Genomic DNA, 15,634 nt, shown 5'->3' with positions numbered 1-15,634 from the left:
GTCAGCCTTTGGCGATCAGCCGCGAGTTGCGCTCATTGCGAAAGGCCAGTTGCTCGATGGTCTGCGTGGCGTGCTCGGCTTCGTGGCGGGCATTGAGGATGATGCCGTGATCGGCGGATTTGCTGCACACCGGGTCGGCGTTGCTGGCGTCGCCGGTCAGCATAAACGCCTGGCAGCGGCAGCCGCCGAAGTCCTTTTCTTTCTCGTCGCACGAGCGGCATGGCTCGGGCATCCAGTCGTAGCCGCGAAAGCGGTTGAAGCCAAACGAGTCGTACCAGATGTGCTGCATGCTGTGGTCGCGCACATTGGGAAACTGCACCGGCATCTGTCGGGCACCGTGACAAGGTAGGGCGGTGCCGTCTGGAGTGACTGTCAGAAAGATACTGCCCCAGCCATTCATACAGGCCTTCGGGCGTTCCTCGTAGTAGTCCGGTGTGACAAAGATCAGCTTGCAGGGGTGGCCTTCGGCTTGCAGCTTGGCGCGGTATTCGTTGGTGATGTGCTCGGCGCGGGTCAGTTGTGCCTGGGTGGGTAGCAGGCCAACGCGGTTGAGTTGGGCCCAGCCATAGAACTGGCAGGTGGCGAGCTCGACAAAGTCTGCTTCCAGGGCGATACACAGCTCGATGATGCGGTCGATCTGGTCGATATTGTGTCTATGAGTGACGAAGTTCAGCACCATCGGATAGCCATGGGCTTTGACCGCCCGGGCCATTTCCAGCTTCTGCGCGAAGGCTTTTTTGGAGCCGGCCAGCAGGTTGTTCACCTGTTCGTCGCTGGCCTGGAAGCTGATCTGGATATGGTCCAGGCCGGCTTTCTTGAAATCGCTGATCTTTTGCTCGGTCAGGCCGATGCCGGAGGTGATCAGGTTGGTATAGAACCCCAGCTTGCGGGCTTCACTGATCAGCTCGGCAAGGTCCTGGCGCACTAGCGGCTCACCGCCGGAAAACCCCAGTTGTGCCGCACCCATCTCCCGGGCCTCGCGAAACACCTTGATCCACTGTTCGGTGCTCAACTCCTTGCCTTGTTCGGCGAAGTCCAGCGGGTTGGAGCAATACGGGCACTGCAGCGGGCAGCGGTAGGTCAGCTCGGCGAGCAACCATAGCGGCAGGCCAATCTCGGGCTTGTCAGGCAAGTTCGATCCAGTGCTCTGCACGTGCGACCTCCATGAATTGCTCGATGTCTTCCCCGAGTTCGGGCACGCCGGGGAATTGCTGCTCCAGCTCGCCAATGATCGCCGCCACACTGCGCTCACCGTCGATCAAGCCACCAATCAACGCGGCACTGTCGTTGAGCTTGATCATGCCTTCGGGGTACAGCAACACATGGCCCTTTTGCGCCGGCTCGTATTGGTAGCGATAGCCCTGGCGCCACGCTGGTTTTTTGCTGCGATCGAAACTCATAGGGTGATCCCTTTATGCCAGACCCGCTGCGCGGTCACGCTGTGATAAGGCGGGCGGTTCAGTTCGTAGGCCATGCTCATGGCATCGAGCATGCTCCACAGGATGTCCAGTTTGAACTGGAGAATCTCCAGCATCCGCTCCTGGCCGGCGCGGGTGGTGTAGTGCGCCAAGGTGATCGCCAGCCCGTGCTCGACATCACGCCGGGCCTGGCCCAGGCGGGTGCGGAAATACTCGTAGCCGGCGGGGTCGATCCACGGGTAATGCTGGGGCCAGCTGTCGAGGCGAGATTGGTGGATCTGCGGGGCGAACAGCTCAGTCAGTGAGCTGCTGGCGGCTTCCTGCCAACTGGCCCGGCGGGCGAAATTGACGTAGGCATCGACGGCAAACCGCACGCCGGGTAGCACCAGTTCCTGGGAGCGCAGTTGATCCGGGTCCAGGCCCACGGCCTGGCCCAGGCGCAGCCAGGCTTCGATGCCGCCGTCTTCGCCGGGGGCGCCGTCATGGTCGAGCAGGCGCTGGATCCACTCGCGGCGGATTTCCCGGTCCGGGCAGTTGGCCAGGATCGCGGCGTCCTTCAGCGGAATGTTCACCTGGTAGTAGAAGCGGTTGGCGACCCAGCCCTGGATCTGCTCGCGGGTGGCCCGGCCGTCATACATCGCCACGTGGTAGGGGTGATGGATATGGTAGAAGGCGCCCTTGGCCCGCAAGGCCTGTTCAAAGTCGGCGGGGCTCAGCGGTGTATCGGTCATTGGGGCTCTCCTACAGTTCAATGCTCATGCCGTCGTAGGCTACTTCTACATTGCGCCGCGCCAACTCGGCGCGCTCGGCGGAGTCTTCGTCGAGGATCGGGTTGGTGTTGTTGATGTGGATAAGCACTTTGCGCTGCCGGGGCAGTTGCTCCAGCACTTCCAGCATGCCGCCGGGGCCGTTCTGTGCCAGGTGGCCCATTTCGCGGCCGGTGCGGGTGCCGACGCCACGGCGCTGCATTTCATCGTCATCCCACATCGTACCGTCCACCAGCAGGCAGTCGCTGTCGGCCATGATTTCCAACAGCGGCGCGTCCACCTTGCCCAGGCCGGGGGCGTAGAACAGCTTGCCGCCGGTGCGCAGGTCTTCGACGATCAAGCCGATATTGTCACCGGGGTGTGGGTCGAACCGATGGGGCGAGTAGGGTGGCGCGGCACTGCGCAGCGGCAGCGGGGTGAAGCGCAGGTTGGGGCAGGCGGGAATGGTGAAGCGGGTATCCAGCTCGATGCGCTGCCAATCCAGGCCGCCATTCCAGTGGGCCAACATGCTAAACAACGGGAAACCGGTGCTCAGGTCTTCATGGACCATATCGGTGCACCACACCTGGTGCGGGCAGCCTTCGCGCAAGCTGAGCAGGCCGGTGGTGTGGTCGATCTGGCTGTCCATCAAGATGATTGCACTGATCCCGCTATCGCGCAGTGCGCGGCTGGGTTGCATCGGTGCAAAACCTTGCAGTTGCGCGCGGATATCCGGCGAGGCGTTGCACAGCACCCAGTTCACGCCATCGTCGGACAGGGCGATGGACGATTGGGTGCGGGCCTGGGCCCGCAGGCTGCCATCGCGAAAACCGGCGCAGTTCACACAGTTGCAGTTCCACTGCGGGAAACCACCACCGGCGGCAGAACCTAGAATCTGGACAAACATCGCCGCTCCTTCACACAAGACTCAAAATAAAAACGCCCCGGCGAGCCGAGGCGTTGCATTGCAATACAAAAGCAATCAGCGGCTGGCGAAGTACATGGTGACTTCAAAACCGATACGCAGATCAGTGTAAGCAGGTTTGGACCACGTCATATTCATACTCCTACTAAGGGATGGGGCGATTACTACCAAGTAATACATATAGTCCATCTCCAGGCGGAGATGTTCAGATGTGTGGCGCAATATTACGCATTTCTCCTCAAGCTAGCGCTGTCTTGGTGGAAAAAGCCTGTTGCAACATCGGCAACGATCAACGCTGTCTTACTGGAAAGCGCCCACTGCTTGCGCCATTGGCCAGGCATTGCCAGCCGCCAGCGGCCTGGTTGAGGCGCTGCGCCGCATCGATCAGGTGCTGGCGTGTGCGGGTCTGGATCAACTGTTGCAGTGGCTCAAGATAGTCCGCGCCATGCCCGGCCAAGTGTGCCTGCCAGAGCAGTTCGGCGGCTTGGGTGGTGGGCAGTGTCTGTGGCGAAAACTGCTGGGCCAGGGGCGTGTTGCCCAGGTCTTCGCTGCCCTTGATCAAGGCGGGCAGTTGCTTGAGAAAGGCCAGGATAGAGTCGAGCACTCCTGCAAGCGCCACATTGGGCGACTGCACGCCAAACAGTAGGCCGGTTTGCCCATTGAGTTGTCGGATACCGCTGAATACGGCGTAGCCCACTTGCAACTCGACGCGTAGGCGCTGGTAAAACGGGGTCTGGGCCAGGTGTGCGAGCAATCGCCAGTCGGCCTCGTCGGCGAGGGACTGGCTCGGTGCCGGGCAAAACAGCAGCAAGGCGGCTTCGTTGCCGTCGGTTGCTACGGTTTGCCAGCGATGCTGGCCGTTGATGGGCTGGGTTATATGTCCACTCTCGGCACATTGTCCGGGCAGACGTGCCGCCGCATTGTTGATCGCCATTTCGCACGCCGCCGGCAGGCCCATGCCCAGGCCTTGCCAGCGGGCGGTGGCCCAGAGGTCGGGTGACGCGCTGACATCCGCGCTGCGCCCGGTGTCGGCCATGCAGGTTGGCAATGCCTTGAGCAACTCGCGAATGGCCATCTGTGGCGGCGGACTGCTGGGCGCCTGTTGCCAAAGGTCGGGCTGGGTCAGGTCGCGTGCCAGTTGCTCGACGATGGCGGGCATCGGTTCATGCAGCCCGCTCATTTTCAGCAGCCAGTCATTGCCTGCGGCTTCAAAGGATAATTCCACGCCGGCCTGGCGGGCGTTGGTCTGCAGCGCTTGCAGGGGGTTGCCCAGGCAAGGCGCGGGCGAGTTCAGTTGCCAGCGTAGGTAAAGGGCGCCTTCGTCGCTATCGGCGGGTAACGCTTGGCTGAACGACAGGCCTGGCAGTTCGCGCCGGCCACGGGAGCGATCCTGGGCAAAGGTCCGCAAGCCGCGATGGGCGCTGGTCTGGCCGCGAATCAGTCCGGGGCGCTGTTTCTGGGGGGCTTGTTGCAGGAATGGATTACCCGGCGGCAGTTGCCAGGCCTGTTGTGCGGGCGCCGATTGCAGCGTGTTCAGCAGGCTCTTGAGGGCTTGGAAATGCGGCTCGGACACCTGCGTTGCGAGGTTTTCACTGTCCTGGCGGGCCAGGGCCAAGGCGCCACTGATTTGCCGCTGGCGGTCGATCAGCAGGGCATACTCTTCGCGCAGCCCAGTCCAGTCGCTGTCGGCGAAAAAGCGCAACCAGTCATTTAAGAGCCCTTCGATTGCTTGGGGCTGCTGCGAACCCTGGGGTTGCAGGGTGAATCCGATATCCAGCAGCGCCTGCCCGGCGAACAGGTACAGCACCCTGGCGTGCAGCGCGCTTGCCCAGCTCCGTGCTTGCAACTCGGCGAGCAAACCACCGGGGGCCGTGGCATTCAGCCAGGTGCAGAGGAACTCCAGGGCTTCGCGGGGCGCGTTGCAGGCAATGAGGTGATGCAGTTGCTGCTTATGGAGGTATTGATAGCGATGGTTATCGTCGCCCATCAATGCCGGCGGTGCCTGCTGCGGGCGTCGCGGGCCTGCCCGCAGGCTATCGGCAAAGTGCTGGGCCAAGGCTTGCAGCTCTTGCAGCGACTGTGGGCCGGCAAGGCTCAAGGTCATTTGCCCGCTTTGATAGAAGTCCTGATAGAACCCTCGCAGCCCTTGTTGGAAGTCCTCCCGTGGCACCGGCAGGCTGTCACGATTGCCCGCATGAAACCCCCGCAACGGATGCCCGGCAGCGAGGCCTTGGAGGATCGCCACCTGATGCTGTGCCTCGGCATCCTGTGACCAGGCGATAAACTCTGCTTGTAACACCTCACGCTCGCGCAGTTGCTCGTCCATGGCCAGGCGCGGATGAGCAAGCATATCGCCCAGGCGCTGTAGCGCGTCGCCAAACACCGGGGTGGGCACTTCAAAGAAGAAGTCGGTGGTGCGTTCGCGCGTGCTGGCGTTGACCTGCCCACCGTGGCGCTGCACGTAGGCCATCAAACCCTCAGTTGCAGGAAAAGCCTCGGTGCCGAGAAACAGCAGGTGCTCAAGAAAATGTGCCAGCCCCGGCCAGGCCAACGGCGCGTCATGGCTGCCGGCCGCTACCCGCAAGGCCGCTGCACAGCGCTTGAGACGTGGGGCATGACGCAGGGAAACCCGCAGGCCATTGGCCAGGGTCAGTTGCAAATGATGAGGGTGGGCCGGCACAGGCATGAGCACTTCCAGAACGTAGGAAGTGCCTATGCTAGCGCAAAGCGCGCTGATCAGTGCTTATGCAGCGCTGCGTAAAGCTCGGGGCGCCGGTCTGCCAGGTAGTGATTGGCCGCTTGCGCGTTGTGTATCACCTGGCGGTCGAGGGTGGCGACGATCAGCGCCTCATCCAGCCCCGCCTGGGCAACGCGTTGGCCATTCGGCGCGGCGATGCTGCTTTGCCCGCAATACTGGATCTGGTCTTCATGCCCGCAATAGTTGGCGTAGGCCACATAACACTGGTTTTCAAAGGCCCGTGCCCGCACGGTAACATCGGCGACGAAGTCGAAGGGCACCATGTTGGCCGTCGGCACCAGGATCAGCTCGGCACCGGCCAGGGCCAGGCGCCGGGTGTTTTCCGGGAACTCCAGGTCGTAGCAGATAAGGAACCCCAGCTTCCAGCCGTTCAACTCGACGATGGGGAGCTCATCGCCGCCGGCGCTGAACATCGAGTGATCAAGGTCGCCGAACAGGTGCGTCTTGCGGTAGTTGCACAGGCGCTGGCCCCTGGCGTCGATCAGTTGCACGGCATTGTAGATCTGCCCATCTTCGGCCCGCTCCGGGTAGCCGTACAGAATTGCCAGGCCCGCGTTCTGAGCCAGTTCGGCAATGGTTTGTGCCGATTGCCCATCCTGCGCTTCGGCCAGCGCGCCCACGGCTTCAACACCGATGTTGTAGCCGGTGAGGAACATCTCCGGCAGCACCAGCACATCTGCGTCGGACGCTTCATGGGCGACGGTATGCAGGCGCTTGAGATTGCCGGCCACATCCAGCGGCAATGGCGGGCATTGGTACAGGGCGACACGCATGGCTTGGCTCCTTATTCGGCCAGGGCGATAGGGCCGATCTCATCGAACACATCCCCCGGCCCCGGGTTTTGCGGGTGGGTGCTACCACCGAAGTGGGTCATGATGCCCCAAACCGCGTTCAGCGAGGTCTGCACTGCGCCTTCGACCCAGGCTGGGGTCCAGGATACGTCGTCGCCAGCGATGAAAATCCCGCGCTGCTCGGCCGGCATATCCTTTTGCATAAAGTGCGCGTACATGCGCTGGTTATAGCGGTAGTGGCCCGGCAACGCGCCCTTGAACGCGCCGAGGAAGTGCGGGTCGGCCTCCCAGGAAACCGTGATCGGGTCGCCAATGATGCGCGCCTTGATATCGACTTTCGGGTAGATTTTTTTCAGCGCATCAAGGGCCAGCTTCACCCGTTTATCGATGGGCTGCGGCAGCATTTTCAGGGCGTCGCTCATCCACGAGTAAGACAGGCAAATGACCCCCGGCTTGTCGTCGCCGTTGTCGAACAGGTAGGTGCCGCGGGTCAGGCGGTCGGTGAGGGTCATGCTCATCAGGTCGCGGCCGGTTTCCGGGTCTTTGTCCTTCCAGAACGGTCGGTCGACCATGACAAAGGTTTTCGACGACTGCATATAGCGCGTGCGGTCCAGGGCCATCCACATTTTTTGTGAGAACAGGCTTTCGTCGCATTCGATCTGGGTGGTCAGCAGCCAGCTCTGGCAGGTGGTCAGCACGGCGGCGTATTCCCGGGTGTCGCCGTAATTGTCGGTGACCGCAAAACGCCCGTCGGCGGCATGGGCTATACGCTTGACCCCGGCCCGTGGCGCGCCGTGGTGCAGGGAACTGAGGCTGGTGCCGGCTGGCCAATGGGCGCAACGCTCTGGCACATGGCGCCAGATACCCATGGGCACCTGGGCCACGCCACCGACCACCAGGTGCTGGTGGTCGTCGCAGTTGGTCATCACCACGCGGAAGATTTCCAGCATCGAGTTGGGGAAGTCCGAGTCCCAGCCACCGGTGCCGAAGCCCACCTGGCCGAACACTTCGCGGTGATGGAACGACAGCTTGGCGAATGCCTTGGACGTGGCGACGAAGTCGTAGAACGTGCGGTCGTCCCACAGCGGCACCAGGGTATTCCACAGCGCCTTGAGGCGTGGCACATCGCGGTCGCGGATGGCTTGCTGGATATCGCTGAACTGCGAGCCGGCTTCCAGGGCATCGGCCCAGGCGTCAGCCACTTCCTGGAACAGTGCAGGAAGGTCGGCGAGTTTCTGTGCGTAATGGGTCTGGCCTTCCAGATCGATCACGGTACTGCCGGAGGCCGGCGTCAACGGGTTGGGGAAGGGCTTGGTCTCCAGGCCCAGCTTGTCCACATAGTGGTAGAACGCCGTCGACGACACCGGGAAGCGCATACCGCCCAGTTCGGCGATGATGCCTTCGGCCCCTTCAAAAGCCTGGGAGCGCAGGCGCCCGCCCATTTTCGAGGCCTCGTACACCACTGGCTTGAGGCCGAGCTTCATCAGCTCGTAGGCGGCCACCAGCCCGGCAATACCCGCGCCGACAATCGCCACTTCGGCACCATGGTGGGCGGCGGGAATACTGCCCAAGCCAGCCGGGTGTTCGATCCAGTCATCGAAGGCGAACGGGAAGTCCGGGCCAAAGATGGTGATGGGTTTTTTACCGTCTGCAGGGTGGCGATTGTTCTTGTTAGTGGCGTTCATGGCTGACCTTGCTGGCAACTGCACGGGGCACGACCCGTGGAGTATAGGAAAAGATGGCAGCCATTCTAGGGAGCGTAGCGCTCGTTAATAAGACGCAATGTGTCGTCGGATTGAATTGTTTTCAGTCGAAATGACGAAATTGGCGGTCAGATTGGCTGGCCACGATCCAATTTGTTACTGAGGATGATCGAGGTGGTGGTCTTTTCTACCCCATCGACACTGCCGATCTGGTCCAACAGTTGATCCAACTGCTCCGGCGAATCGGTGCGCAGCCAGGCCACATAGTCAAACTCCCCACTGACCGCACACAACTGCTGGACCTGGGCCATGGCGCTGAGGCGACGCAGCACTTCCTTACCGGAGCGCGGTTGCACCGTGATCCCCACATACGCCTGCAACCCGCCATCCACCACGCGCTGGCCAAGACGCACGCCATAGCCAGTGATCACCTGGGTCTTTTCCAGGCGCGCCAGGCGCGAGGTCACGGTGGTGCGGGCAATCCCCAGTTGGCGAGCGAGCATGGCCACGCTTTCGCGGGCGTTGAGCTGCAAGGCGGCGATTAGTTGACGGTCGATTTCATCGAGGAGGGGCGGGCGGGGGATGGACAAGTGCGGCTCCGATGCGGGTGGCGGTTGGGGCATGTTACAGGCTCGTATTTCACGGGGGGAGCATTCGTTAACGCGTTGGCCGACTAGATCAAAAAAGATCTTCGAGTCCTGCGCGTGCGCTACACCGAAAATTATTCAGCGGCGAGTGCACCAGGAATATTCAAAGTCGTAATTCCTGAGGGTTATGGCAAATATTCAAAATAATTATTGCGCCCTGTTAGTTTTCACAGTTGCTGGGGGGGAAGGTGCATTTTAGACTCAAGTTTAAAAGTCTAATTGATGGAGTCCGTCATGAGTACTAAAGCATTGGTTGAGATTTTTATTGATTATCATAGGTTTACACTGCTGGAGCCGAAGAATAAGGCAAACAATAATATTTTGCGGCCAGATGTGATTGGTATTGTTCGCAATGTTGCTGACGGTCCGAATGGTGCGTTTATTATGTGGGATTTTGATAGTCAGCCAGAAAGGTATCGAATAATTAATCCAGATGGAGTTGCCATCGACTGGGAATCGTTTTCAAAAAAACGACCTGGTGAAAATAAAAAATACATTATGGATCTTTCTGAAGAAGAGAGATATCGCCATCAATCGTCAGAAAGCTATAGCTTAAGGTTTGCGTTTATTATTGATTTTCCTGGCGAAGTTACCAGAGGGGCTTATATAGTTGATGGCGTTATTTATAAGACTCGCTCCGACTTCGCAAAGTGGAGGGACGAATATGTTGGTGTGTCCCAGTAGTCAGGCCTCTCCATGGCTTGGCGGCATGTATGCCCTGCGCGCTGAATGTAGGCCCTGAGAGTTAGCGACCAGCCCCTTGGATTTCCAGCCTCCAGAAACAAAAAAGCCGCGCAGTGCGCGGCTTTCAATGTGGTGGGCCCAGTAGGACTCGAACCTACGACCAAGGGATTATGAGTCCCCTGCTCTAACCAACTGAGCTATAGGCCCTCAGTAGGTCGCGGATTATAACGATGGTTTCTCCACTGTGCTATCCGAAAAATCCGAATGGGTCATGTGAAGGAAGGTCGCGGCGAATATGTCGGGAGGCAGGGGCAGGCTGACGATGTAGCCTTGCATCTGTTCGCAGCCTTCGTCGGCGAGGAAGGCTTGCTGGGCGGGGGTTTCCACGCCTTCGGCGATGATGGTGAATTGCATGCTGTGGCCCAGGGCAATGATGGCGCGCACGATGGCGGCGTCGTGGGGGTCGTCTGGCAGGCCGCGGACGAAGGACTGGTCGATTTTCAGGAAGTCCAGGGGCAGGCGCTTGAGGTAGCTCAAGGATGAATAGCCGGTGCCGAAGTCGTCGATGGCCAGTTGTACGCCCAGGCGCTTGAGTTTATGCAGCACCTCCAGAGCTTCTTCGGCCTGGCTCATGATGAAGTTCTCGGTGATCTCCAGTTGCAGGCAATTGGGTTGCAGGCGGTTGTCGCGCAGCAGTTGCTCGATGCGCCCCAGCAGGTTGGGGTGGCGCAGTTGGGCGCCGGCGAGGTTGACGGAGAGCGGGCCAAAGTCGTCATAGGTCTTGCGCCACTGATGCAGTTGCCGACAAGCCTGTTCCAGGACCCAGTCGCCGATTTGCAGGATCATGCCGTTCTCTTCGGCCAGGGCGATGAAGTGTTCGGGAGGCACGTCGCCAAAGGTGGGATGGCGCCAGCGCAGCAGGGCTTCGGCACCGATCAGCTGTTGGGTTTCCAGGCTCCACTTCGGCTGGTAATACAGAAACAATTCTTCGCGTTCCATGGCCCGGCGCAGTTCGTGTTCGAGGGCGACGCGCTCGTTGGCCTGGGCGGTCAGGTCCTGGGTGTAGCGTTCGACCCGGTTGCGGCCCTTGGCCTTGGAGCGGTACATGGCGGCATCGGCGTTTTTGACCAGGGTGGCGACGTCAATGCCATCCTGTGGGTAAAAGCTGGTGCCGATGCTGGCGCTGATAAAGAACTCGTGTTCGCCCGCCTGGAAGGGCAGGGTGAAGCAGGCCAGTAGTTTATTGGCCAGGTGCTGGGCGTCGCTGGCTTGTTGCAGGCCGGGCAGCAGGATGATGAATTCGTCACCGCCCAGGCGCGCCACGGTGTCGATATCGCGCAGTTGTTCCTTGAGGCGCAAGGCGATGTCTTTGAGCAGCAGGTCGCCAATCGGGTGGCCGAGGCTGTCGTTGATGTGTTTGAAGCGGTCGAGGTCGAGAAACAGCACTGCGCCCTGGCTGCCGGTTTCCTGTTGGTTGTTGAGGGCGGTCTGCAGGCGGTTTTCAAACAGGGTGCGGTTGGGCAGGCCGGTGAGTGGGTCGTGGTGCGCCTGGTAGTCGAGCCGCGCCTGGGCGTGTTTGAGGCTGGAGATGTCGGCAAATACCGCCACGAAGTGGGTGATGGACTGCTCGTGGTTGCGCACGGCGCTGATGGTCAACCAGCTGGGATACAGCTCGCCGTTCTTGCGCCGGTTGGAGATCTCGCCTTGCCAGTGGCCGTTGGCGGTCAGTTGATGCCACATAGCTGCGTAGAATGCGCTGTCGTGCATGCCAGAAGCCAGCAGGCGCGGGGTATGGCCCAGGGCTTCGGCTTCGCTGTAGCCGGTGATTTCGCTGAAGGCGCGGTTGACCGCGCTGATGTTCTGCTGGGTGTCGGTGATCAAGACGCCTTCGGCGGTGCTCTCGAAAACCGTCGCGGCCTGTTGCAGTTTTTCCTGCATCAACTGGCGCTCGGTAATGTCGCGAGCGATGGTCAGCATGCAGTCGTCATCCCCGATGGGCAGTGGGCGACTGGACACTTCGCACAGGCGGATCTGCCCGTCACTGCGGCGGATATGGCAGACGAAATCACGCACCAGGCCGTCGCGCTGCAGCAGGTCGAGCATGTGCTTGCGTTCATTCAAGTCCACCCAGATCCCCAGGTCCAGGGTCGATTGGTCCAGGGACATCGCACTGTTGAAACCGGTGATGCGGCTAAAGCCTTCGTTGACCTCCAGCAGCAGGCCATCGTGCTGGCGAGTCAGCAATAAGCCGTCGGGCGAGGCGTGGAAGGCTTTGGCGAATTTCTCTTCGGAGGTTTGCAGCCGTTGCTGGGTTTCTTTGAGCTGGGTGATATCCCGTACCACGACCACTAGCGCTTCGATGGTATCGAGCTGGAAGGGTTCGGCAGAAATCAGCCCGATAAACGCCTGGCCGTTACTGCGCAGGAACGGCATCTCCAGGTTGCGGATGCTGCTGCTCTGCACGCGCTTGAGCAGGTTGGGGCCCACTCCCGGGATGCCCCAGATGTTCAGCTCGGTGGCGGTCTTGCCGATGACGTCTGCGGCGCTCAGGCCAATCTGGTCCTCGAAGGCTTTGTTGACCTCCAGCAGGCAGCCATCGGACAGGCGGGCGATCACCAATATGTCCGGGCATTGTTGGAACACCGAGGCAAACTTCTCTTGCGAGAGCTGCAGCGCTTCCTCGGTGCGCTTGGCTTCGCTGATATCGATCATCAGGCCACGCATGACGGGCTCATGCCCATGTTTGATCAGGCTGACAATGTCCCTGACCCACAGGCAACGGCCATCGGCAGTGATCACCCGGTAATCGATGCTGTGATCACGGTGGGCGTGGGTTTCCCGCTGGCAGAAGGTATCGGCGCGGGTCAGGTCGGCGGGGTGGATGATGTTGCGCCAGAAACCGGGGATCAGCCAGTGAGCACGGGGGTAGCCCAGGAGTTCCTCGGCATGGGGTGACACATAGCTGTAGGTGAAGTCGCTGATGTCCGCTTCCCAGGCGATGGCGGACAGGCTTTCCACCAGCCCCCGGTAGTGGTATTCGCTGCTGCGCAGTTCTTGTTCGAGGGCCACCCGGCGGGAAATTTCCGAACTGAGCCGGCGGTTGATCCGAATGACGATGGCCAGCACGGTACTCAGCAGCAGTACGGCAGGCAGGCCGTAGAGCAGCAAGTCGCTCCAGAAGGTCCGGTGATCGATGACATTGCCGACCCAGCGCTCCTGGATCTCGTCAACTTCGCTGAGGCTGAGGTCGGCGAGGACTTTATCCAGGATGCCAATCAGCATTTTGTTTTCTTGGGGCACGCCCATTGCCAGTTGGTAGCGATAAGGCGTTTCGCCACTGACATATAAACCGTCGAGCTTGAGTTGGCGCAGGCTCCAGACACTGGAGGCCAGGTCCCCGACAACGGCGTCCACCTCATCGGTGGCCAGGGCCTGCAAGGTCGAGCTGACGTTGGGCAGTGCTACCAGGTTCAGGTCGGGATGGTGGGTACGCAGCAGCTCGTGGGGCGCGTAGTTCTCCACCACGGCGATCTTCAGCCCATACAAGTCCTTGAGGGCGCGGGGCTGGGCACCGCCTTCGTGGGCGAGAATGACGATGGGAAAGTCGAGGTAAGGCCGGGAAAATGCCAAGAAACCCTGGCGCTCCGGGGTGGACATGATGCCCGGCAACAGGTCGAGCTGGTTGTTCTTGGCCTGCTCCAGGAGCGCGCTCCAGTTGGCGGGCTCGATCAATTTGATCTTGATGCCCAGACGTTCCTGGATCAGTCGTACATAGTCAGCGGCCAGGCCCTGGTAGCGGCCTTCTTCATCACGATACTCAAACGGCGGCCATGAGGCATCAACGCCAAGGCGCAACTCGGGGTGGGCCGCCAACCAGCCATGCTCTTCATCTGTGAGAGTCAACGCGCCAGCCGTTGCGGTCCAGGTCAGCAGCGACAGCAGTAGCACGGCCGGCAGTCTGGGCATAACGGTCTCGTTATGGCACGGGGAATGTTTCGAGTGTAGACGGGCATTGCGAGGGGGAGTGAAGCGGGGAGGATTTAATCTGCACAAAGCAAAACCCCCAGGCCAGGGCCTGGGGGTTTTGTGATCACTCGTCGAGGAAGGAGCGCAAATGCTCGCTTCTCGTCGGGTGGCGCAACTTGCGCAGCGCCTTGGCTTCGATCTGGCGGATCCGCTCGCGGGTCACGTCAAACTGCTTACCGACTTCCTCAAGGGTGTGGTCGGTATTCATGTCGATGCCGAAGCGCATGCGCAGTACCTTGGCTTCACGGGCAGTGAGGCCGGACAGTACGTCGCGCGTCGCTTCCTTGAGGCTCTCAACGGTGGCGACATCGATTGGCGACTGCATGGTCGAGTCTTCGATGAAGTCACCCAGGTGGGAGTCTTCGTCATCACCGATCGGGGTTTCCATGGAGATCGGCTCTTTAGCGATCTTCAATACCTTGCGGATTTTATCCTCAGGCATTTCCATGCGTTCGCCCAGCTCTTCCGGGGTCGGTTCACGACCCATTTCCTGCAACATCTGCCGGGAAATACGGTTGAGCTTGTTGATGGTCTCGATCATGTGCACCGGAATACGGATGGTGCGGGCCTGGTCGGCGATCGAGCGAGTGATCGCCTGACGGATCCACCAGGTGGCATAGGTCGAGAACTTGTAGCCGCGACGGTATTCAAACTTGTCCACAGCCTTCATCAAGCCGATGTTGCCTTCCTGGATCAGGTCGAGGAATTGCAGGCCACGGTTGGTGTACTTCTTGGCGATGGAGATCACCAGACGCAAGTTCGCTTCAACCATCTCTTTCTTCGCGCGGCGGGCCTTGGCCTCGCCGATCGACATGCGACGGTTGATGTCCTTGATCTCGGCAATCGTCAGACCGGTTTCGGTCTGCAATGCAGTCAGCTTCTGCTGGCAACGAACGATGTCGGCCTGGAAGCGACCAATGGCTTCAGCGTATTTGCTTTTGCCCTTGGCCAGTGCGTCGGTCCAGCTTTCGTCGACTTCATTGCCCGGGAACTGGCGCAGAAAGTCGGCACGCGGCATGCGCGCATCACGGACACAGAGCTGCATGATCGCCCGCTCTTGTGCACGCAGACGCTCAAGGGCGCTACGAACCCGCTCAACCAGGCCCTCGAATTGCTTCGGTACCAGTTTGATCGGCATGAACAGCTCGGCCAGGGCCAGCAGTTCGGCGGTTGCCTGCTTGCTACCACGACCGTGCTTCTTCAGGGCCTTGCGCGCCAGTTCCATCTGATCGGAGACCGCGCCAAAGCGCTGGGCTGCGATGATCGGATCCGGGCCGCTTTCGACTTCTTCTTCGTCGTCGGTGCTGGCTTCAGCCTCGTCGTCGTCGGTTTCGTCGTCCGCTTTCACGGCTTTCGGGTCGACAGGCGGCGGAATTTCGGCAGCCGGCGGCGTAATGCCGTCGTCCGGGTCGATATAACCGCTCAGGACGTCGGACAGGCGGCCACCTTCGGTGGTCACGCGGGTGTACTCGGAGAGAATGTGGTCAACCGTGCCTGGGAAGTGCGCGATCGCGCCCATCACTTCACGGATGCCCTCTTCGATACGCTTGGCGATTTCGATTTCGCCTTCCCGTGTCAGTAGCTCTACCGTACCCATTTCGCGCATATACATGCGCACAGGGTCAGTCGTGCGACCGATGTCGGTCTCCACCGCTGCCAGCGCGGCAGCTGCTTCTTCAGCGGCTGCCTCGTCGGTATCGGAGTCGGCCAACATAAGGGCGTCCGCATCCGGAGCACTCTCGTGTACGGGGATCCCCATGTCATTGATCATGCGGATGATGTCTTCCACCTGCTCTGGATCTGAAATATCTTCAGGCAGGTGGTCATTGACCTCTGCGTAAGTCAGATACTTCTGCTCACGACCAAGGAGGATCAAATCTTTGATACGAGACTGCTGTTGCGCTTTTCCGGACATAACACCCTATCCACTGAAGGT

General features: G+C 60.4%; 12 protein-coding genes and 1 tRNA gene. 1 reads left to right on the top strand and 12 read right to left on the bottom strand.

Annotation, left to right across the window (positions count from 1 at the left end; all coding sequences use genetic code 11):
* Position 1: 1 nt before the first annotated feature.
* From pqqE to AC07W7_RS18495, 9 genes are all read right to left on the bottom strand, one after another.
* Positions 2-1,153, bottom strand: coding sequence for a pyrroloquinoline quinone biosynthesis protein PqqE (pqqE, locus tag AC07W7_RS18535; RefSeq protein WP_495039859.1), 1,152 nt, complete (start codon positions 1,151-1,153; stop codon positions 2-4).
* Complete coding sequence (pqqD, locus tag AC07W7_RS18530; protein WP_038443890.1) at positions 1,125-1,400, bottom strand: pyrroloquinoline quinone biosynthesis peptide chaperone PqqD; 276 nt, start codon at positions 1,398-1,400, stop codon at positions 1,125-1,127. The genes pqqE and pqqD overlap by 29 nt, the downstream gene beginning before the upstream one ends.
* Positions 1,397-2,149, bottom strand: a complete 753-nt coding sequence (gene pqqC / locus AC07W7_RS18525) for a pyrroloquinoline-quinone synthase PqqC (protein ID WP_076962251.1) — start codon at positions 2,147-2,149, stop codon at positions 1,397-1,399. The genes pqqD and pqqC overlap by 4 nt, the downstream gene beginning before the upstream one ends.
* 10 nt (positions 2,150-2,159) lie before the next feature.
* On the bottom strand, positions 2,160-3,071 hold the full coding sequence (gene pqqB, locus AC07W7_RS18520; protein WP_495039858.1) for a pyrroloquinoline quinone biosynthesis protein PqqB: 912 nt from the start codon (positions 3,069-3,071) through the stop codon (positions 2,160-2,162).
* A 75-nt stretch (positions 3,072-3,146) separates the two neighbouring features.
* Positions 3,147-3,221 (bottom strand): pyrroloquinoline quinone precursor peptide PqqA, encoded by a 75-nt coding sequence (gene pqqA / locus AC07W7_RS18515; RefSeq protein ID WP_003194766.1) that lies wholly within the window; start codon positions 3,219-3,221, stop codon positions 3,147-3,149.
* A 157-nt stretch (positions 3,222-3,378) separates the two neighbouring features.
* A complete protein-coding gene (gene pqqF / locus AC07W7_RS18510) occupies positions 3,379-5,775 on the bottom strand; it encodes a pyrroloquinoline quinone biosynthesis protein PqqF (protein ID WP_495039857.1) in 2,397 nt (798 codons plus the stop codon).
* A gap of 50 nt (positions 5,776-5,825) precedes the next feature.
* Positions 5,826-6,620: a carbon-nitrogen hydrolase family protein gene (locus tag AC07W7_RS18505; RefSeq protein WP_076962248.1), complete on the bottom strand. Its 795-nt coding sequence runs from the start codon at positions 6,618-6,620 to the stop codon at positions 5,826-5,828.
* Positions 6,621-6,631: 11 nt separating this feature from the next.
* Positions 6,632-8,323, bottom strand: coding sequence for a flavin monoamine oxidase family protein (locus AC07W7_RS18500; protein ID WP_169953786.1), 1,692 nt, complete (start codon positions 8,321-8,323; stop codon positions 6,632-6,634).
* A 146-nt stretch (positions 8,324-8,469) separates the two neighbouring features.
* The gene (locus AC07W7_RS18495) at positions 8,470-8,964 is read right to left on the bottom strand and encodes an Lrp/AsnC family transcriptional regulator (RefSeq protein WP_169901683.1); all 495 of its coding nucleotides are present in this window, start codon (positions 8,962-8,964) and stop codon (positions 8,470-8,472) included.
* 258 nt (positions 8,965-9,222) lie between these two features.
* Between AC07W7_RS18495 and AC07W7_RS18490 the strand changes: the two genes are divergently transcribed.
* Positions 9,223-9,672, top strand: coding sequence for a hypothetical protein (locus tag AC07W7_RS18490; RefSeq protein ID WP_495039856.1), 450 nt, complete (start codon positions 9,223-9,225; stop codon positions 9,670-9,672).
* Positions 9,673-9,802: 130 nt separating this feature from the next.
* Here AC07W7_RS18490 and AC07W7_RS18485 read toward each other — a convergent pair.
* The 3 genes from AC07W7_RS18485 to rpoD form a co-directional block, all read right to left on the bottom strand.
* Positions 9,803-9,879: transfer RNA gene (locus tag AC07W7_RS18485), tRNA-Ile, on the bottom strand.
* A 15-nt stretch (positions 9,880-9,894) separates the two neighbouring features.
* Positions 9,895-13,638: an EAL domain-containing protein gene (locus tag AC07W7_RS18480; RefSeq protein ID WP_495039855.1), complete on the bottom strand. Its 3,744-nt coding sequence runs from the start codon at positions 13,636-13,638 to the stop codon at positions 9,895-9,897.
* A gap of 124 nt (positions 13,639-13,762) precedes the next feature.
* Positions 13,763-15,613, bottom strand: a complete 1,851-nt coding sequence (gene rpoD, locus AC07W7_RS18475; protein ID WP_076962244.1) for an RNA polymerase sigma factor RpoD — start codon at positions 15,611-15,613, stop codon at positions 13,763-13,765.
* Positions 15,614-15,634 lie beyond the last annotated feature (21 nt).

The organism is Pseudomonas sp. GW821-FHT01D09, from assembly GCF_059422465.1.
This window is presented reverse-complemented; position numbering and strand designations above follow the sequence as displayed.